Here is a 19,212-nt window from a genome sequence, read left to right on the forward strand (position 1 = left end):
TGGGGGGGGGGGCGGGGGGGGGGCCCCCCCCCTCGCCCAGGTGGTAGAGCCGCCCAAACATGCGCAGGTTCTCGCGGCCGCTCAATTTCGGGTCGACCGCGGGGTGCTGGCCCACCAGGCCGATGTGGAACCGGACCAGGTGCGCCTGCCGCCGGACGTCCAGGCCCGCGACCCTGACCTGCCCGCTGTCGAACGCCGTCAGGGTGGACAGGACCCGGACCGCGGTGGTCTTGCCCGCGCCATTGGGGCCGAGCAGGCCGCAGACCGTGCCCCTGGGGACGTGCAAATCGAATCCGTCCAGGGCCTGCGTGCCCGCGTACCGCTTCCGCACCTCCTCGGCAAGGATCATGGGCTCGTCGATGGGCGTGGACAATCTGTACCTCGCAGACGGGCGCGGCGCGTCCGGCGCCGTGGGGCAGGGACGCACCGGACCGTAGGAACGGGCGCTGGAGTCTGGGTGCAGCGGCGCTCGAACGGCCCTTTCCGGCCGCGCCCTAGGGAGCCTTGAGGGCGGCTGCCTACCTTCGGCACGGCCCGTGGCCCGCTCCGTCCACGTCCGGCCCGGGCGCACCAGCCCACCCTCAGGGAGCACCTATGCGCGTACTCATCATGTCCACCCCGGCCGCCAGCCATCTCACGGTCATGGTCCCGCTGGCCTGGGCGCTGCGCGCGGCCGGGCACGAGATCGTCGTGGCGGGACAGCCCGACATCACGGGTCCCGCGGCGGCAGCGGGGCTGTCCACCGCCGTGATCGGTGACCTCTTCGACGCCACGGAGGCAATCAGGGCCAAACTGCCCGCGGGCAAGCGGCCCAACGAGGCGGGCCGCGCGCAGGCGTCCGGTGCGGACACCGTGACGCTCGTGCAGCCCTGGCTGTTCCACGCCCGCTACCTGACGACGTTCTACCTCGATTTCGCCCGACAGTGGCGGCCGGACCTGGTGATCAGCGACCCCTACGAGTTCAGCGCGGCGGCGGTCGCAGGGATCCTCGGCGTGCCGCTGGTGCACCACCGATGGGACCTGCATCCGGTGGACGACAGTGCGCTCGGGCTCGCCCGCACAGTGCTCGGCGCCCGGCTCGCGCGGCTCGGCCTCGACGGTGAACTCCCCGCGCCCGCACTTGTCATCGACACCGCACCGGCCGCCCTCCGGCTCGGGCCGGAGGATGCGCAGGCAGTGGAATCCGGGGCGCCGGCCGGAGGCCCTCCCGTGCAGCCCATGCGGTACGTCCCCTACAACGGAGTCGCCTCCCTGCCGGACTGGGTACAGGAGCCGCCGGGCCGTCCGCGCGTCGCCGTCACCTTCGGCGCGCTCACCGCGGAACTCAACGGCATCCCCCTCTACCGGGCCGTCATCGACGCCATCGGGGGGCTGGACGGTGTGGAAGCACTGGTGACACTGCCCGACGCCCACCGAGCGGAGCTCGGACCGGTCGGACCCGGAGTGCGGGTGGTTTCCCCGCTTCCGCTGACGTTGTTCCTCCGTACCTGCGACGCGGTCGTCCACCACGGGGGGACCGGCAGCTCGCTCACCGCCGGTGCACTCGGAGTGCCGCAGCTGATCCTCCCGCAGCTCGGCAACGAAGCCGTGTGGGCCGAGCAGATGGCGGCCACCGGCGCCGCGCGCGCCGTGACCGAGCCCGCGCTCCAGAACGATCCCGAAGTGCTGAGGGAGGCGCTCACTGTACTGCTGAGTGACGGCCGGTACGCGGCCGGTGCGCGGAGGCTCGTGGAGGAGATGGCGGCCATGCCCGCGCCGCCGCGGGTCGTCGACGGGCTGGAGCGGCTCGTGGCGGGTGCGGCATGAGGGTCATCGTGACGGCGCTCGCCCCGAGTCACCTGCTGTGCATGACGCCGCTGGCCTGGGCGCTGCGCTCCGCGGGGCACGAGGTGCTGGTGGCCGGGCGCGCGGACGTCGCCGCCATGGCCGGGCGGTCCGGTCTCGACGCGGTGGGGGCCGGGGGCGGGGGCGGGCGCAGGGGCCGTCCGGCGCCGGCTCCGCGCGTCGCGCCCCCGCCGGTGCATTCGTCGGCACGCTGGTCCGACGAGGCGGCCGACATCTGGGGACCGGCGGCGGAGAAGTGGCCCGCGCGCGTCGGCGCGGTCATCGATGACTGCCTGACGGCCGCCCGGTACTGGCGCGCCGACCTCGTGCTGTGCGATCCCGCCGAGTTCACCGGGCTCATCGTCGGAGGCCTGCTCGGCATTCCGACGGTGATGCACTGGTGGGGTGCGCCTGACCGGATGTCGGCCGAGGCGCTGCGCAGAGCCGGGCCGATCCTCGCACCGCTCTGCGCGGAGTTGGGCCTCGCCGGGGGACTGCCGCGCCCCGACCTCGTGATCGACCCCTGCCCGCCGAGCCTGCGGCTGCCCGGTTCGCACGAAGAACCCCCGCAGCCCATGCGGTTCGTGCCCAGCAACGGCGCCGGGGCCGTACCGCGCTGGGCCGGTGCGCCCCGTGGGCGGCGGCGCGCCTGTGTGTCGTTCGGCGCGTTCGGCGGGGAGGCCCTCGCGAACGGCGGTGAACTCCCCGCGCTCCTGGGTGCCGTGGGGGAGGCGCTCGGCCGCGACCACGATGTTGTCGTACCGCTCCCCCCGGAGCTGCACCGTGGGCTCGGCGAACTGCCGCCCGGTGTACGGCTGGTGGCGCCCGCTCCGCTCGACTCTTTCCTGCACACCTGTGACGTGGTCGTGCACCACGGCGGTACCGGAACCGCGATGACCGCCCTCACGCACGGCCTCCCGCAGATCGTGTGCGGCACCCCGCACCCCGCCCTCGCAGGGTGCGGCGACGGACTGGTGCGCCGTGGTGCGGCCGTGCGGGTACCCGCGGACGGGGCGGACCCCGTCGCCTTGCGGGCGGGGCTGCGGAAGGCGGCGGACACGGTGAGCGACGACGAGCGGTTCGCCCGGAACGCCCGGGAAGCCGCCGCGGAGAACGCCGCCCAGCCGACGCCCGCGGCGACGGTGTCGGTCCTGGAGGCACTGGTGGCCCGGGCCGCCTGAGCGGCCCTGGGCCGGTTGCCGAGCGCCGCCGGAGCGTCAGACCGCGCCCGCGGCGCACTCCTCCAGAAACCCGACGACCTGCGACGGTGAGGGCATGGCCGCCATCTCGGCGCGCACCCCGGCCGCCCCGGACCGCAGTGCCGGGTCGGTCAGCAGCCGCTTGACGGCCGCCCGCACCTCGTCGGCGCCCGCCGTCGCCTCCACCGTCAGCCCCGCGCCCGCGTTCCGGACCAGCTGTCCCCAGTGCCGCTGGACCATGTGCCCGGTCATCACGAGCTGCGGTACGCCCAGGGCGAGGCTGGTCATCCCCGTGCCCACGCCGCCGTGGTGGATCACCGCCGCGCAGGTCGGCAGCAGCAGATCGAGCGGGAAGGATTCGACGACGCGGCCCCCGGAGGGCACGGCGGACCCGGGCAGATCGCGGGCGTCCTTGACCGCCACAACCACGTCGGCGCCGTACGCGGTCAGGGCATGCAGGAGGCGGCGCTGCGCCTCCTCCCCGTGCAGTCCCCCGCCCCCGGCCTCCGAGACACCCAGGGTGAGGCAGACGCGCGGCCGGTGCCCCGGTGCGAGCAGCCAGTCCGGTACTTCGCCGGGGCCGCTGTAGGGCGTGTAGCGCAGGCCGATCCGCCGGAAGGGCAGAGGCGTGCACAGGCTCGGCGGACTCGGGTCGATCCATCCGGCCGTGCCGGTGACCGGCTCGGCGCCGAAACGGCGGAACAGCGGGGCGAACTGCGGCATGATCCCCTCGTCCGCCACGTCGAGGAAACCGCCCATCGTGGTGCCCCACGTATGGCCGACCGCCGGGATTCCGGCGGCCGCGGCGGCCACCCGCCCCACCAGGGCCCCGGTGTCGTGCACGATCACGTCGGGCCGCCATGCGCGCACCAGGGCGACCGTTTCGTCCGCCATCCCGTCCGCGATGGCGATCATCTTCCGGCCGCCTGCGATCAGCACCTCGCGTTCGGTCGGGGCGAATCCGTCCTCGGCCCCCTCCTCGCGCATCCGCTGCCGGACCTCCGCGACGAAGCTCTGCTTCACCTCGTTCTGGAGTGCGGCGATCCGGTCCTCGCTGCCGACCGCCGCGACCGGCAGCCCGGCCCGGGTGACCTGGCCGACGTGCGGCGGGCGGGTCGCCAGCAGCACGTCGTGGCCCTGGAGCCGGGCGGCCCAGGACAGCGGGATGAGCCAGGGGACGTGGGAGGGGCCTTGGGCCACGAGCAGTACCCGCATGGGCGGTCGTCCTTGTCGTCAGGTGCGTCAGGTGCGTCGGGTGCGTCGGGTGCGTCGGTGGTGGTTCGTCAGCAGGCGGGCGTGCGACGTGCGACGAGCTCTTCCAGCTCCTCCACGAGCTCGGCGGGTGTGGGCAGCGCTTCGATGCCGGAACGCAGGAGCTGTGCCGAGGTGCCGTACTCCGGGGTGTCCAGGACGTCGGTCACCGCCCGCGCGACCAGCGCCGCGTCGTGCTGCTCCTCCTCGGAGAGGAGGGCGCGTCCCGCGCCGGTCGCCGCCACCCGCTCGGCATTCGCCGCCAGGAAGGGCTCTCCCTGCGGCAGGACGAGCTGCGGCACACCGGACGCCAGCGCGGTCAGGGCGGTGCCGGCGCCGCCGTGGTGGACCACCAAGTCGCTGTGGCGCACGGCAGGCGCGATCGGCATCCCGTGTACGGGACGTACCGAAGGCGGCAGTGCGAGGGCCGGCTGGGGGTCTCCGGCCGGCAGCGCAAGTACGCCCTCCAGGCGGTCGGTCGCCTCGATCGCCGCCAGGACATGGGCGAAGCCCGCGGGCAGCCGCGACTCCGTCCGGAGCTGCTCGCTGCCGCGGACCCCGAGACACACGCACACCCGGCGTCCGGCCGGAGCGCGCAGGAGTTCCCCGGGTATCCCGCCCGGCCCGTTGTACGGCACGAAGCGCACCGCCCGCGCGGGGGCGAGGGCATCCGACTGGAGGCCCGGCGGGCAGGGGTCGAGCAGCAGGTCCGGGTCGGGCAGGCCGTGTGCGGCACCGGCCGCCTCAGCGTAGGGGCGCAGCGGCTCGCGCATGGCGTGGTGCAGCGCGGTGCTGAAGTCCTCCGGGCCGTAGCGGTGCACCACCAGGGGAACGCCGAGCGCGGCGGCCACGATCCACCCCGCGTGCTCCAGCGGGTCGGTCACCACCAGCTCCGCGCCCCATGCCCGGGCGGCGTCCAGATAGCCGGGCAGGTAGGCCTCCGTGCGCACCGTCCCGGGATTGCGTTCCTCCTCCGGTCCGCGGCCGGTGGCCGGTGCGACCTCGCGCACGGCCAATGCGCTGGTCGCCAGGCCTGCTTGGTGCGCCGCGGCGGTCACCGGGGCGTCGCCGGTCACGAGCACGTCGTGGCCGCGGGACCGCAGCGCCCAGGCGAGCGGGACGATCGGCATCAGATGACTGGGTACCAACGCGCTCAGCAGCACGCGCACGATTCCTCCTTGGCGGAGTGGGGGTAGTCCGGGGCGGGCGGGGCGGCGGGCCGTCAGGCCGCTGTCACGGTGCGGGCCAGGTCTGCCGCGACCTGCGCCGGTGAGGGCATGGCCGCCATCTCCTCGCGTACGGCGGCGAGGGCGGCGCGGTAGGGCGAGGCCCCGTCCAGCAGGCGTGACAGGGCCTCGGTCACGGTGGCGGGCCGCTGCTGGTCCTCGGTGAGGACGATGCCCGCGCCCCCGGCGGCGACGCTGCGGCCGACCTCGGTGTAGATGGGGGACTGGGCGATGACCAGCTGGGGAACTCCGGTGGCCACGGCGGTCATCGCAGTGCCGGCGCCGCCGTGGTGCACCACCGCGTCGCAGAGCGGCAGCAGGAGGTGGAACGGCGTGTTCTCGGCCACCAGCGTGCCCGGCGGGAGCGTCGGCAACAGGTCCCGCTGGCCCGGCCCGATGGCCAGGACGGTGTCCACGTCGAGCCCCGACGTGAGGTCGAGCATGCTGCTGACGGCCCTGGTGAGGTCGGAGGCCTCGTACTTGCCGAGGGCGACCCCGCTGGTGAAGCAGATCCGCGGTCTGCCGCCCTGGGCTGCTGGTGGGAACGGAGCCGTGCTCGGGCCGTTGTACGGGACGTAGCGCATGTCGAGGACCTCGGTGCCCGTCGAGATCGCGCCGCGCATGCCCGGCGGGCTGGGGTCGATGACCCGCGCCGTGCACGGGCGGGGCTCGGCGCCGTACCTCTCGAAGAGGGCGGCGTAGCCCGGGGCGTATCCGTCGCGCCGCCGGCTGCGCTCGGAGCCGAGAACCGTGGCCACCTCCCACCCGTGCGCGAGGCTCGGGACGCCGAGGACGGCCGCGGCCACCGGGCCCGCGAACGCGAGCGGGTCATGGATGACCAGCTCCGGCCGGAACCAGCGGGCGAAGGCCAGGAGTTCGTCGAGCATGGCACCGGCGACGGCGTGCTGCCGCTCGGCCGCGAACGCCAGCATCCGGGTCTGCCCGTCGCTGAGCAGCTCGGGGCGGCCCGGCCAGCCGGCGGGCCAGTGCTTGTCGGTGTCCCAGACCGCGGTGTCCTCGGGGCGGGAGAGCGCCCGCAGGTCGACCGGGGCGCCCGTGGGAACGGCGGACAGCCCGGCGTGCCCGATGGCCGTGGCGCAGGAGTCCGGAGCGGCGACCCGGACGTCGTGCCCCGCGGCCTGGAAGGCCCATGCGAGCGGCACCATGGGGAACAAGTGGCCGGGCGTCGCCCAGGTGACGAAGAGTACGCGCATGATCTGCCAAGTCCTTCCGAAAACAACGGCCTTGTGGGCGTGGCGTGCCGCCGGGCGGTCACCTGCCGCCGGTGACTTGGAGCGTTTCGCCGCAGATGTTCGAGTTCGCGCCGGATCCCAGGAAGAGGACGGCGTCGGCGACCGCTTCGGGGGTGCTCAGGCGTCCCGTCGGCGTCTGGACCCGCTCCTTCTCGCGGGCGGCCTCCGGGAGCTTCGCCAGGACACCGTCGGTCAGCGTGAGCCCCGGGGAGACCGCGTTGACCAGAACTCCGTCCGGGCCGGCGTCCCACGCGAGGCTCCGCGCGAGGCCCTCGAATCCGGCCTTGACCGCCCCGTAGAACTCCTGCCCGGCCAGTCCGTGCCGGGCGATGTGCGAGGACAGCAGCACGATGCGGCCCCAGCCGGCGGCGCGCATGGCGGGCAGCGCGGCGGACACCGTGTTCAAGGTGCCCGTCAGGTTCTCCTGCAGGACGGTCCGCCACTCGTCGGCGGGCACGTCCTCGAAGTGCTCGCCGGGGGCGCGCCGTCGGCCACGCGTGACGGCGCAGGTCACCAGGGTGTCCAACCTGCCCCAGTGGTCCAGGACTTCGCCGGTCATGGCGGCCGGGGACGCCGCCTCGTCCAGGGCGTGGCGGACGGCCATCGCGCGGCCGTCCGCGGCGCCCAGCTCGTCGGCGAGCGCGGTCGCCGCGTCCTTGCCGGTCCGGTAGGCCACGGCGACGCGCGCTCCCTCGCCGGCGAAACGCCGGGCGACGGCGCGTCCGATGCCACCCGTCGCGCCGGTCACCACGACGACACGTCGGGACAGTCCCAGATCCACGGTGCTCCTCCAGCGGGGGCAGGGGTCGGCAGGTTGCGCTGTCACCGTCGCCACGCCCGCTGGAGGAGGGATGGAGCTCTGGTGGAACCGGGCCGCACCGGTCGCGGGGCCCATGACGGCGCCCCATCGCGGCTCGACCGCCGGCCGAGCCGCGGCCTGCAGGCTCGCCGCGTTCTTCCTGCTCTTCCCGACGGCGAAAGGATGGAGGCGCGGATGGTGACCGACGTGGTGGTGGTCGGTGGCGGGCCGGTCGGCATGCTGCTCGCAGCCGAGCTGCGGCTGAACGGCGTAGACGTCGTGGTACTGGAGAAACTGAGCGCGCCGAGCGGGCACTCCCGGGCGTTCCGGCTGCAGCCGCGGACCCTGGAGATCCTCGATTCACGGGGGCTCCTCGACCGGTTCGCGGACGGCCGTACGACGTGGCCCAGCGCTCATTTCGCCGGCCTCCGGCCGCTGCTGGAGCTCGGCGCCCTCGACAGCGCCCATCCGCACTCCCTGCTCATCCCGCAGGCCAGGACCGAGGCGCTGCTGGAGGAGCACGCCGTCGTCCTGGGGGCGGACGTACGCCGCGGACACGAGGTCGTGGGGCTCCGGCAGAACGCCGGTCCCGGAGAGGACCCGGACCGGGGCTCCGTCACCGTGCGGTTCGCCGGGCCCAACGGGGAGGCGGAGATCGAGGCGAGCCATGTCGTCGGCTGCGACGGCGGACGCAGCACGATCCGGGGCCTCGCCGGCATCCCCTTCCCCGGGATCGGCGGTTCGGTCTCCGCGCTGCTCGGCGACGTCGTCCTCGCGGACCGCGCCGCGCTGCCGTCGGGGGTGCCCGGCACCTTGCGCACCCCGCAGGGTCTGCTGATGGCGGTGAAGCTGGAGGAGGGCGTCACGCGGATCCTGACAACCGAGTTCGGCCGCGACCCGGGTGCCCGCGACGCCCCCGTGACCCTGGCCGAACTGACCGGTGCGGTACGCCGTGTCACCGGTGCCGAGGTGGAGCTGCGCGACCCGCGCTGGCTCTCCCGTTTCAGCGACGCGACCTGCCTGGCCGGGCAGTACCGGGCGGGCAGGGTGCTGCTCGCCGGCGACGCCGCCCATGTGCACTTCCCGATCGGCGCGCAGGGGCTCAACCTCGGGCTCCAGGACGCGATGAACCTGGGGTGGAAGCTCGCCGACACCGTCCGCGGCCGCGCCCCCGGCGGTCTCCTCGACACCTACGGCGCGGAACGGCGGCCGGTGGCCGAGCGGGTGCTGCGCGAGACCCGTGCGCAGCTGGCGCTGATGAACCCCGACGAGCGCATCGACCCGCTGCGGGAGATGTTCTCGGAGCTGCTGGCCCTGGATCCGGTCAACGCCCATCTGGCCGGGCTCACCGCAGGCCTGGACGTACGGTACGCGGCGCCGGACACCGGCACGGAGGATCCGGCCGGGGCGCATGCGCTGGTCGGGGGCAGGGTGCCCGAACTGAGCTTCACGACCGCGGCGGGGCCGGTGCGGGTCGCCGAACTGTTGCGTGCCGGGCGCCCCGTCCTGGTGGATGCGGCCGACGGCGGTGCCGCCGACGTGTCCGCCGCCTGGGCGGGCCGGGTGGACGTGGTGCGTGCCGCGCCACCGGGGGCGAACGGCTGCGCCGCCCTGCTGGTGCGCCCCGACGGCTATGTGGCATGGGCGGCCGGTCCGGGCGCCTTCGAGGCGCCGGCCCGGCCCGGTCTGCGGGCGGCGCTCACCCAGTGGTTCGGAGCCCCGGGCGACTGACGGTCCCGGCCCGCGTCCGGCCTCCCGTCCGGCCTTCCTTCCGCTTTCCCGTCCCGCTTCTCCGATTCCGGGAGACCCACCCATGCGCATCCTGTTCACCAGCTACGCGGCCCGGCCGCACTTCTACCCGCTCGTCCCCCTCGCCTGGTCGGCGCTGGCCGCGGGCCACGAAGTGCGGGTGGCCAGCACGCCGTCGCTGATGCCCGCGGTCGCGGAGTCCGGGCTGCCCGGGGTGTCCGTCGGCACGGACATCGACGCCGACGCGTGGTACCGCAGCGGCACATTCGTCCCCAGACCGGTCGAGGGGGAGCCGGAGACCGCGACCTGGATGCGGGTCACGGACCGGCTCGCCGCCAAACAGTTCAGCGTCTGCGAGCACATGGTCGACGGACTCGTGGAATTCTGCCGCCGGTGGCGGCCCGACCTCATCGTGCACGACCCCGTGACCTTCGCCGGGCCGGTTGCCGGACAGGTGACGGGCGTGCCGACGGTCAGTCATCTGTACGGCCTCGCACGCCTGCTGCGGCTTGACATCAAGGACTGGGTCGGCACCGAGCACCGGCCCGGGTATCTGGAGCTCTTCGACCGGTGGGGCGTCGAGCCGCTCCTCGACCCGGCCGCCTGGGTCGACCCGTGCCCGCCCGGTCTGCGCTGGCCCGGCCAGCGGGAGATCAACCGGATGCAGATGCGCTACATCCCGTACAACGGCCCCGGTACGGAGCCGGATTGGGGGTACGAAGGTTCCGGCCGGCCCCGGGTCCTGGTGACTTGGGGCACCTCTCAGCAGAAGAAGCAGGGGACTGAGGTCATCGAGCTGTTCGGCCGGATCGCCCGCAGTGTTGCCGCGCTCGGCGCGGAAGTGGTCCTGACCGTGGGCGCTATGGACTCGGCGCACCGTCGGCACCTGGGTGAGCTGCCCGACACCGTGCGGACCGTCGACTGGGTTCCGCTGGGCATGCTGGCGCAGCGGTCGCAGGCCATCGTGCACACCGGTGGTTCGGGAGTGATGATGACCGCGGCGGCCCACGGCGTACCGCAGCTGGGCATCACGAAGATCCCGGAGGGCCGCTTCAACACCGAGCGTCTCGCGGCCGTCGGAGCGGGCCGCCTGCTCCCGCAGGACGAGGTCAGCGAGACGGCGGTGCAGGAGCATGTGGCCGCGCTCCTGGACGACCCGGGGTACCGGGACGGCGCGCTCGGACTGCGTACGGAGATCGAGGAGCAGCCGGCGCCCGCCACCCTGGTGTCCCGGCTGGAGGAGATCGCGGGCGCTGCGGCGCGGTGAGACGGGGCCGGTGGCGGACCGGTGAGGCGGGGCGGGTGCCGGCGGGCGCCCGCCCCGCTTCCGTCGCCGGACGAAGCGCGGCCGTGTAAGGCGGGTCGGCCCGCCCCGCCTTACACGGCCGGCGCCGCTCCGGTCCGTGTCCCGGTGAGCTCGTGGGGCCGGTCCAGGAGCCGGTCGAGCACAAGGCCGAGTGCCGACTCGGGGTCCGCGGACCCGGGGTGCCGGTCGTCGAGGGCCCGCCACGCCACATATCCGTCGGGCCGGACCAGGACGGCCCCGGAGTCGGTCACGCCGTGGGCCGTGGCCCACCTGGCCGTCGGGTCGGTCACGTCCGTGCCGAGCAGCACCACGTCGAGCGGGTGGCGCAGGCCCACGGAGCGGCCCGCACCGGCCCAACGGGCCGCGCGGGGCCCGCACAGGAGAACGTGCCGGGCGCGGTAGAGGTCGAGGCTGGAGAGGGCCGCGCCGTCCCGCAGCAGGGGGAGGTGGGGGGCCCGGCTGCCGGGTGTGCCGTCGAAGGAGAGCGAGGGTGGGGGCGGGGGCGTTCCGGGCTGTTCGGCGAGGACCGCTCGGGAGCTGTAGCGGTAGCCCAGGGCCACCGCGAGCGGATCCTGGGCGGCGGCCGTGCCCGCCGCATCCGCCCCGTCCTGGCGGCGCCGCTGCTGGCGCAGGGACAGCGCACCGGATGCCAGCGCGACCGGGCGACGCTCGGCCTCGTAGCTCTCCAGGAGTTCCTCGCCCGCAGTTCCCCGGACCACTGCCGCCAGTTTCCACGCGAGGTTGTGCGCGTCCTGGATGCCGGTGTTGCCGCCGAGGCCCCCGGCGGGCGGCATGACGTGCGCCGCGTCCCCGGCCAGCAGGACCCGCCCGGACCGGTAGCGGTCGGCGGTCCAGGAGGCCAGCTCCCAGACCGGTACGGGGCCGCCGTGGTCCGCTCGAAGCAGCCGCGGCCGGAGATCCGGGACGCCGGTCGCCTTGCGGATCAGGGCGGTGCGGCGCTCCGCGGTGAAGTCCTCCGGTCCCTCGCCCGCTTCGGGCCGGTAGGGGACCATCAGCACCCAGCGCAGCGGACCGTCCAGCCGCGTCAGCATCGTGCCGGGCACGGGTTCGGCCAGGTAGGCGAGGGCCAACCGGCGTCCGTGCAGGGGCTCCGACAGGTCGGCTTCGAAGGCGATGTTCGCATAGTGCACGGAGCCGCCGGCGCCCCGCGTGGCGATCCCCAGCGCCTGCCGGACCGGTGAACGATGCCCGTCGGCCGCCACGAGGTAGTCGGCCCGCACAGTGTGCTCCGTGCCGGTGCCGAGGTCCCGCAGCGTCGCGGTCACTCCCGCTCCGTCCTGCGCGAAGGAGTTCAGGCGGGTGCGGAAGCGGATCCGGGTGCCCCGGCGTTCGGCGTGTGAGCGCAGCACCGGCTCCACCACGTTCTGGTCGATGGTCAGCGGCGTGGTCGGGCTCAGTCGGCCGAAGGAACCTGGGGCGGGACGCGTCATCCGCAGCTCCTCCGGTTCGCCGAGCGAGCGGGCGCGGACGATCTCGGGGAGCCCGGCGAGGACCGAGCGTGGCGCGGCCCGCAGCTCCTGCTCGACGCCCGCGGCCCGCAGCACCTCCATGGCGCGGAGGTTGAGACCGCGGCCCCGTGGCAGCCGTGAGGTCTCCGGGTGCTGCTCGACGACCAGAGCCGGAGTCCCGTGCTCGGCGAGGAACACGGCGAGTGACAGGCCCACCAGACCGCCGCCCGCGATCAGTACGGGCACGCTGCTCTTCATGCCTCACCTCTTTCGTCGGATCTTTCGTCGGAGAAGGACAGGACGGCCAAGGTGGCACGCGTGCGTGGTTTCCCAGTCGAGCCGGGCTGGACACGGCCATCTCAAGCTGCCTTCGAGCCGCTGCCGAGCCGGGCTGCCGATCATGTGGCGACGCATCAGCCACGGAAGGTACCCATGACGAACACGGAACCGCCCAGGATCGACTCGAAGCAGCTCCACGACATCGCCCGCGGCTATGTGAAGACCGCGCTCCTGCGTACCGCCCTCGAACTGCGCCTGTTCGACGCGCTGGCGGACGGCCCGCTGGACGCCGACACGCTGGCCGGGCGCACCGACGCGCACCCGCGCGGGATGCGCATCCTGCTGGATGCGCTCGCGGGGATCGGCCTGCTCCGCACGCGGGGTACGCGCTATGAGCTGCCGGACGGCGGCGAGACCTACCTGGTGAGCAGCAGCCCGCAGTTCTTCGGCGGCGCGGTGCGCCTGGGGGCCAGCGACTGGGAGTGGGATGCCCAGAAGCACCTGGTCGATGCCGTCCGGCACGGCGGTACGGTCGCCGACACGCACGCTCTCACGCCGGAATTCGATTACTGGGAGGAGTTCGCGAACCACACCTCCTGGTTCAACAACGGTGCCGCCGAGCTGATGGCCGAGCAGCTGGTGCCGTGGGCCGCGGAACGCGACTCCGTGGACGTCCTCGACATCGCCTGCAGCCACGGCTCGTACGGCTTCGCCTTCGCCCAGCGCGAACCCCGGGCCACCATCTGCGGCCTGGACTGGCCGAACGTCCTGGAGATCACCCGTCGCAACGCCGAACGCCTCGGCGTGGCCGACCGGTTCCGGTCCCTCTCCGGTGACATGTTCACGACGGACTTCGGCGGCCCGTACGACATCGTGATGCTCACCAACGTGCTGCACCACTTCTCCGAGCGCCAGGCCACCGAGCTGCTCACGCGCGCGGCACAGGCCGTCAAGCCCGGCGGCCGGATCGCGGTCGTCGGGCACACCTACGACGAGGGCGACACCCCGGAGACCAACCCGCTGCCGTACATGTTCTCCGTGATCATGCTGGTCCAGACCCATGAGGGACAGACGCACTCCGTGCCGACGTACCACAAGATGCTGACGGCGGCAGGCTTCGAGAACCCGCGGAGCTATGCGGGAGAGAAGGCGATGCACCGGCTGTTCATCGCGGAGCGCCCATGAGCGCCGGGCCGGCCGGGCCGGAGGTACCGGCGCGGACGCTCCTGGAGGCCGCCGAACCGGTGCGGGAGGCCGCGGCACGCCGCGCGGCGGCGGCCGACCGGGACCGCATCCTCGACCCCGAGGTCATCCGTGCGCTGAAGGACGCGGGGTTCCCCGCCCACTTCGTGCCGCGCCGCTTCGGCGGCGCGTCCGGTACCTTCACCGCGTTCCTCGACGCGGCCGCGCTGGTGGCGGAGGGCTGCGCGGCCGCGGGCTGGTGTGCCGCACTCTTCGCCACGCACGCCCGCCTGGCCGCGTATCTGCCCGTCGAGGCGCAGCGGGAGCTGTGGGCACAGGGGCCGGACACCCTGGTCTCCGCCGGGTTCGTGCCCTCCGGCACGGTGTCGGCGGCAGCCGGCGGATGGACGCTCTCGGGCTCCTGGAGCTATATCAGCGGCGTGGACTTCGCCGACTGGGCGCTGCTCGCCGCATGGGAGCCGGACCCGGCGGAGCGCAGGCTGCGTTTCTTCGCCGTGCCGCGGCGGGACTTCACCGTGCGGGACACCTGGTTCACCACGGGGCTGCGGGGCACCGGGAGCCGGACCGTGGAGCTGGACGGCGTCCATGTGCCCGCCCACCGGACCGTCGCACAGGCGGTCCTGCTGGCCGGCCGGGCCCCCGACACTCCCCCGGCCCGTTGCCATGACGTGCCCTTCCGGCTGGTGAACGGGATCGCCCTTGTGGCCCCCGCGCTGGGCGCCGCCCGGCACGCGCTGCACGCGTGGACGGAGTGGATCGCGGGCAAGACCGAGGTGCTCATGGGGCGCACGGTCGCCGCGGCGGACAAGGGCTCCGTGCAGTCCGCCCTGGCCCGTACCTCCGCCGCGCTGGACGCGGCCGGGCTGCTGCTTCGGCGCATCGCCGCGGACGCGGACGCCGACGCGCCGCCGGACCCCGGCGCCGTTCCGCGCAGCCACCGCGACTACGCCGTCGTGGCCGAGTCGCTGAGGGACGCGGTGGACCGGCTGCAGCGGGCCAGCGGCGCCGGCGGGCAGGCGGAGGGCGGCCCGGTCGAACGGGCCTGGCGCGATGTGCACGCCGCGGCGTCGCACGCCGCGCTGCAATTCGATGCCAATGCCGCGGTGTACGCCCGCCATGCGCTGGCCTGCTGATGACTGTGCGGCGACAGGGGAGTGACGTGGACGAGACCGCCGGGGCCCGGGAGACCGTGCCCGCTCCGGACAGTGCGCCGCTGCGGCTGCACGCACTGTCCTACAGTCTGGGGCTGACGGCCGCGGTCACCGCCGCTGCCCGGCTCGGCCTCGCCGACGTACTGGGTGAAGAGCCGCTGTCCCTGGCGGAGTTGGCGGAGCGGGCCGGGGCGCAGCGGGAGCCGCTCGGCCAGCTGATGCTCGCCCTGGCCTGCCACGGGGTGTTCCGGGTGACGGCTGACGGAGCGTATGCGCACTCGGAGATGTCCCGGCTGCTGCGGTCGGACGAGCCGGGCAGTCGGCGCGCGATGGCGCTGCTAGCCGGGGCACCGTTCGCCTGGCGGATCTGGGGCCGGCTTGACGAGGCGGTGCGCTCGGGCACGCACGTCTTCCGGGACACCTACGGCAAGGAGCTCTTCGCCCATCTGCGCGAGGACGAACCGGAGTTGGGTGAGCTGTTCGGCCAGGCCATGGCGAAGAACGGCGAGGCGACCGCGGCGGCGGTGACGCGCGCCCTGGACCTGGCGGAAACCGCGACCGTCGCCGATATCGGCGGTGGCCACGGCACCCTCCTGAAGGCCGTGCTGGAGACCCGTCCGGCGGTTCAGGGGGTGCTGTTCGACCTGCCCGAGGTGACCGCGCGGGCGCATCCGGAGCTGGCCGGGCCGGGCTCCCTGGCGGACCGCTGCCGGATCGTGTCCGGCGACTGTCATCAGGACGTGCCGGTGACCGCCGATGTGTACGTGCTCAAGGGCGTCCTGCACATGTGGAACGACGACACCGCCGTCGAGGCCCTGCGCCGCATCGGGCGCCACGCTCCGGCCGGGGCACGCATCGTGGTGGCCGAGCAAATCCTCGACGTAGCCGAGTCGGCGCACGTCGCCAGTGTGATGAACCTGCTGATGCTGGTCAGCCAGGGCGGCCGGGAGCGCACCACCGGGGAGTTCGAGGAGCTCTTCGCCCGGGCCGGGCTGACGTTCCGGGGGGTCACGCCGACGGGCTCCGTCGTCCACCTCTTGGAGGCGGTGGTTCCCGGGGAGGAGTGAGCACTGCCAGGTAACCCGAGGGCCGGGACTCCGCGCACCGCGGACTCCCGGCCCGCATGCGTGCACGCACCGGGCAGTCGTACCGAAATCCTGCGCCGGGCGCTCTGAAACGGAACGGCGAGGGAGGATGACGGAACGGAGGCGCCGTGACGCCACCGCAGGGCGCGCGACCGAACGGGACCTCACGGGACGAGCAATGCGAACAAGAGGGACGAATGATCCGGATCCTGATCGCCGAGGACATGACGATACTGCGCAAGGCCCTGGTGGCCCTGCTCGAACTGGAGCCGGACTTCGAAGTGGTGGACGAGGTCTCCTGCGGGGACGAGATCGTGCCCCGCGGCATCGAGCTCAAGCCGGACGTGGCGCTGCTCGACATCGACCTCCCGGGCTGCGACGGCATCACCGCGGCGGCCGCGCTCTCCGCGACCGTGCCGGGGTGCCGCTCGGTGATCCTGACCAGCCTGGGCCGGCCGGGCAATCTGCGCAGAGCGCTGGCCGCGGGGGCGGCGGGGTTCCTCCTCAAGGACAGCGACCCAGAGCGGCTGTGCACCGCGATCAGGGACGTGGTGGCCGGCGGGCGGGCCGTCGACCCGTCCCTCGCCATTGCCGCCCTCGACGATCGGCCCACCCCGCTGACGGCCCGTGAGCTGGAGGTGCTGCGGCTGGCCTCCGAGGGCGCGGAGGCCGGCGAGATCGGGTCCCGGCTCTGCCTGTCCTCCGGGACCGTACGGAACTACCTGACCTCCGTCGTCACCAAGCTCAACGCCCGCAACCGCATGGACGCGGTGCGTATCGCCCGGGAGGCCGGCTGGATCTGATCCGCGCTCCGTGGACCGCTCACCTAGGAATCGTGACGGATTCATATGCGGTGCAGTACGGATACATGTGCGGAAGGGGACATGGACACTGTTGTCCGTGGTGCGGAAGTGAAACGTTGGGAACGCCGTCGAGGCCACTCCGGGCCTCCGGCTCTTCGTTGCCATTGCGACACAGCACCATGGGGGAAGCATGGACATCCGGGTATTGGGGCCGCTGACCGCCGAAGAACGCGGCACATCGATCGTGCCCAGCGCGGGGAAACCTCGGCAGATCCTGGCGCTGCTCGCGGTCTGCGCCAACGAGGTCGTGCCGGTGCCCAAACTGATCGAGGAGATCTGGGGCGCACAGATGCCGCGCAGCGCCATGACGACGCTGCAGACCTACATCCTCCAGCTGCGCCGGCTGCTCGCCGGCGCGCTCCCGCCGCAGTCGCCTGTCACCGCCAAGGACGTGCTGGTCACGCGGCACGGCGGCTACCTCCTCGCCCTGCCGCCCGAGTCGGTGGATGTGCAGGTGTATGACCGGCTGGTGTCGGAGGGGCGTACGGCCTTCGAGAGCGGCGACGACCGGACCGCTTCGGCCGTCTACCGGCGGGCGCTCGGCATCTGGCGCGGCACCGCGCTCGTCGACGTCCAGGTCGGGCCGATCCTGGACATCGAGCTGGCGCGGCTGGAGGAGAGCCGCCTCGGGGTCCTGGAGCGCCGTATCGAGGCCGAGTTGCGGCTCGGCCTGCACGCCGAGCTCCTCACCGAGCTGATCGGGCTCACCAAGCGGCATCAACTGCACGAGGGGCTGCACGCGCAGTGCATGACGGCGCTGTTCCGCTCGGGGCGGCGCTGGCAGGCCCTGGAGATCTTCCAGGAGCTCAGAAAGCGGCTGGTGCGCGAGCTGGGCCTGGAGCCGTCGCCCCGGCTGCAGCTGATCCACCAGGCGGTCCTCTCCGGAGACCCGGGCCTCGACTTCGCGGACGGCGGAGTGCGGGCCCGCCGCATCCCGGCGAGCGCCAGCCCCGCCGCATGACGGACCGCCGTACGACACCCATGACAGACATGACAGGGGAACGCCTTGCGCATCATCGACCTCTCCTCGCCGGTCGACGCGGCCGGCTGGGAGCCCGACCCGCTGATCCACGAGGTCATGACGCCCGCCGAGGGCGCCCGGCACATGAGTGAGGAGATGCGCGCGCACTTCGGCCTGGATTTCGACCCCGCCGACCTCCCGGGCGGCGAGCTCCTCTCGCTCGACACCCTCACGCTGACCAGCCACACCGGAACCCATGTGGACGCGCCGTCGCACTATGGCACCCGGACCGCGTACGGCAAGCCGCCGCGGACCATCGACCAGATGCCGCTCGACTGGTTCCTGCGGCCCGCTGTCGTCCTGGACGTGCGGGATGCGGGGACCGGCACCATAGGCGTGGACGTCCTGGAGAAGGAGTTCGCCCGGATCGGCTACCGGCCGCGGCCGCTGGACATCGTCGTGCTCCATACCGGGGCGTCCCGGTTCTGCGGCACACAGCGTTACTTCACCGACTTCGCCGGACTCGACGGGCCGGCCACCGACTTCCTGCTCGACCTGGGGATCCGGGTGATCGGCACGGACGCGTTCAGCCTCGACGCACCGTTCGGCCACATGATCCGCCGGTTCCGGGAGACCGGGGACCGGTCGGTGCTGTGGCCCGCGCACTTCGCGGGGCGGCGGCGCGAGTACTGCCAGATCGAGCGTCTCTCCGGGCTGGACCGGCTGCCCGCGCCCTTCGGCTTCCAGGTGGCCTGCTTCCCGGTGAAGATCACGGGTGGCGGAGCGGGCTGGACCCGGGCGGTCGCGCTTCTTGACGAGTCACCGGCGGACGGCGCGGCAGGACCGGCGGTCGCTGACGATGCGCACGCGGCCGCCGCCGCGGCGTAGGAAACGCGGAGGCAGCGCCCGGACCGCTCCCGGGGGTCGGAGTCGGTTCGGGCGCTGCGGTTCGGGGAAGCGGCCGGTCAGACCAAGTCGTCGCGGGTGACCCGGCGTTCCTTGATCTGCCAGCGGCCGCCGCTGCGGACGAGCAGGTCCTCGCACCGGGTGCTCACCCGGATCGCCGCCTGGCCGCCGCGCGGTGTCTCAATCACCAGCGCGTAGCACTGCGCGGCCACGGTGTCCGCATCGCGCGGCTCGACGCGGACCATGCCGAGCCAGTGGCGGCGCTGGACACCCTTGGCCGCGTACACGTCCGTCGCTTCGCGGGCGGCCCGCGCGATGTCGTCGCGTCCCACCGACGGCCGCGGATGCGCGTTGGCGGCGAAGACCCCGTCCTCGGTGAACGTCTCGGCCCAGTCCTCCGCCGCCCCGGCGTCGAGGAGCTGCATCTGCTCCGCGTAGAACTGCTGGACCTGGTAATACAGTTCGGCGCCCGAGGCGGTCGGCGCCCGCTCCGTCATGGTCATGACGTTCCTTTCTCTGCCTGTCTCCGCCTGCTGCGGCACGACCCGCTGCGGCCTACGTTCCCTCCTCCGGCTCGGTTCTTTCTGGAGGTCGCATCGAGCGCCCGGCGTCCACCGCCACTCCATCGCCGTTCGAGAGCGGACGGTGAGGCTACTCGACGCCGAACGCCCCGGGGCCGTACCGACCC

General features: G+C 73.6%; 17 protein-coding genes. 10 read left to right on the forward strand and 7 right to left on the reverse strand.

The features are described from left to right. Positions 1 to 349 (reverse strand): ATP-binding cassette domain-containing protein (locus POF73_RS37745; protein WP_272123876.1); only part of this gene is annotated, 349 nt, incomplete at its 3' end. 245 nt (positions 350 to 594) lie between these two features. Between POF73_RS37745 and POF73_RS37750 the strand changes: the two genes are divergently transcribed. After that, complete coding sequence (locus tag POF73_RS37750; protein ID WP_272123801.1) at positions 595 to 1,806, forward strand: nucleotide disphospho-sugar-binding domain-containing protein; 1,212 nt, start codon at positions 595 to 597, stop codon at positions 1,804 to 1,806. Further along, a complete protein-coding gene (locus POF73_RS37755) occupies positions 1,803 to 3,005 on the forward strand; it encodes a nucleotide disphospho-sugar-binding domain-containing protein (protein WP_272123802.1) in 1,203 nt (400 codons plus the stop codon). The genes POF73_RS37750 and POF73_RS37755 overlap by 4 nt, the downstream gene beginning before the upstream one ends. A 36-nt stretch (positions 3,006 to 3,041) precedes the next feature. Here the strand turns inward: POF73_RS37755 and POF73_RS37760 are convergent, their stop codons facing one another. The 4 genes from POF73_RS37760 to POF73_RS37775 all read right to left on the reverse strand — a co-directional run bounded on the left by POF73_RS37760 (position 3,042) and on the right by POF73_RS37775 (position 7,534). After that, on the reverse strand, positions 3,042 to 4,238 hold the full coding sequence (locus POF73_RS37760; RefSeq protein WP_272123804.1) for a nucleotide disphospho-sugar-binding domain-containing protein: 1,197 nt from the start codon (positions 4,236 to 4,238) through the stop codon (positions 3,042 to 3,044). 68 nt (positions 4,239 to 4,306) lie between these two features. Beyond that, entirely contained in the window at positions 4,307 to 5,443 is a 1,137-nt protein-coding gene (locus POF73_RS37765; protein WP_272123805.1) for a nucleotide disphospho-sugar-binding domain-containing protein, read from the reverse strand. Between the two features lie 53 nt (positions 5,444 to 5,496). Further along, positions 5,497 to 6,714 carry a nucleotide disphospho-sugar-binding domain-containing protein gene (locus tag POF73_RS37770; RefSeq protein ID WP_272123806.1) on the reverse strand — a complete coding sequence of 406 codons (1,218 nt, stop codon included), beginning with the start codon at positions 6,712 to 6,714 and terminating at the stop codon, positions 5,497 to 5,499. A gap of 58 nt (positions 6,715 to 6,772) precedes the next feature. Further along, complete coding sequence (locus POF73_RS37775) at positions 6,773 to 7,534, reverse strand: SDR family NAD(P)-dependent oxidoreductase (RefSeq protein WP_272123807.1); 762 nt, start codon at positions 7,532 to 7,534, stop codon at positions 6,773 to 6,775. Between the two features lie 213 nt (positions 7,535 to 7,747). Between POF73_RS37775 and POF73_RS37780 the strand changes: the two genes are divergently transcribed. Both POF73_RS37780 and POF73_RS37785 read left to right on the forward strand, forming a co-directional pair. Beyond that, positions 7,748 to 9,283 (forward strand): FAD-dependent monooxygenase, encoded by a 1,536-nt coding sequence (locus POF73_RS37780; protein ID WP_272123808.1) that lies wholly within the window; start codon positions 7,748 to 7,750, stop codon positions 9,281 to 9,283. An 82-nt stretch (positions 9,284 to 9,365) separates the two neighbouring features. Continuing rightward, a complete protein-coding gene (locus POF73_RS37785) occupies positions 9,366 to 10,568 on the forward strand; it encodes a nucleotide disphospho-sugar-binding domain-containing protein (protein ID WP_272123810.1) in 1,203 nt (400 codons plus the stop codon). A gap of 110 nt (positions 10,569 to 10,678) precedes the next feature. Here POF73_RS37785 and POF73_RS37790 read toward each other — a convergent pair whose 3' ends face one another. Further along, the gene (locus POF73_RS37790; protein ID WP_272123812.1) at positions 10,679 to 12,334 is read right to left on the reverse strand and encodes an FAD-dependent monooxygenase; all 1,656 of its coding nucleotides are present in this window, start codon (positions 12,332 to 12,334) and stop codon (positions 10,679 to 10,681) included. Positions 12,335 to 12,508: 174 nt separating this feature from the next. On the opposite strand from POF73_RS37790, the gene POF73_RS37795 reads away from it, so the two are divergent. The 6 genes from POF73_RS37795 to POF73_RS37820 all read left to right on the forward strand — a co-directional run bounded on the left by POF73_RS37795 (position 12,509) and on the right by POF73_RS37820 (position 18,506). After that, a complete protein-coding gene (locus tag POF73_RS37795) occupies positions 12,509 to 13,540 on the forward strand; it encodes a methyltransferase (protein WP_272123813.1) in 1,032 nt (343 codons plus the stop codon). Then, positions 13,537 to 14,691 (forward strand): acyl-CoA dehydrogenase family protein, encoded by a 1,155-nt coding sequence (locus POF73_RS37800; protein WP_272123814.1) that lies wholly within the window; start codon positions 13,537 to 13,539, stop codon positions 14,689 to 14,691. Before POF73_RS37795 ends, POF73_RS37800 begins: the two co-directional genes overlap by 4 nt. 26 nt (positions 14,692 to 14,717) lie before the next feature. Next, positions 14,718 to 15,776 (forward strand): methyltransferase, encoded by a 1,059-nt coding sequence (locus POF73_RS37805; RefSeq protein WP_272123815.1) that lies wholly within the window; start codon positions 14,718 to 14,720, stop codon positions 15,774 to 15,776. Positions 15,777 to 15,991: 215 nt separating this feature from the next. Further along, positions 15,992 to 16,597 (forward strand): response regulator transcription factor, encoded by a 606-nt coding sequence (locus tag POF73_RS37810; protein WP_272123818.1) that lies wholly within the window; start codon positions 15,992 to 15,994, stop codon positions 16,595 to 16,597. 190 nt (positions 16,598 to 16,787) lie between these two features. Next, positions 16,788 to 17,618 carry an AfsR/SARP family transcriptional regulator gene (locus POF73_RS37815; RefSeq protein ID WP_272123819.1) on the forward strand — a complete coding sequence of 277 codons (831 nt, stop codon included), beginning with the start codon at positions 16,788 to 16,790 and terminating at the stop codon, positions 17,616 to 17,618. A 45-nt stretch (positions 17,619 to 17,663) separates the two neighbouring features. After that, a complete protein-coding gene (locus tag POF73_RS37820) occupies positions 17,664 to 18,506 on the forward strand; it encodes a cyclase family protein (RefSeq protein ID WP_272123821.1) in 843 nt (280 codons plus the stop codon). Positions 18,507 to 18,583: 77 nt separating this feature from the next. On the opposite strand, the gene POF73_RS37825 is transcribed toward POF73_RS37820, so the two are convergent. Beyond that, on the reverse strand, positions 18,584 to 19,027 hold the full coding sequence (locus tag POF73_RS37825) for a nuclear transport factor 2 family protein (protein ID WP_272123822.1): 444 nt from the start codon (positions 19,025 to 19,027) through the stop codon (positions 18,584 to 18,586). Positions 19,028 to 19,212: the final 185 nt, after the last annotated feature.

Origin of the sequence: Streptomyces sp. HD, from assembly GCF_028369295.1 — a bacterium.
Taxonomy (GTDB): Bacteria; Actinomycetota; Actinomycetes; order Streptomycetales; family Streptomycetaceae; genus Streptomyces.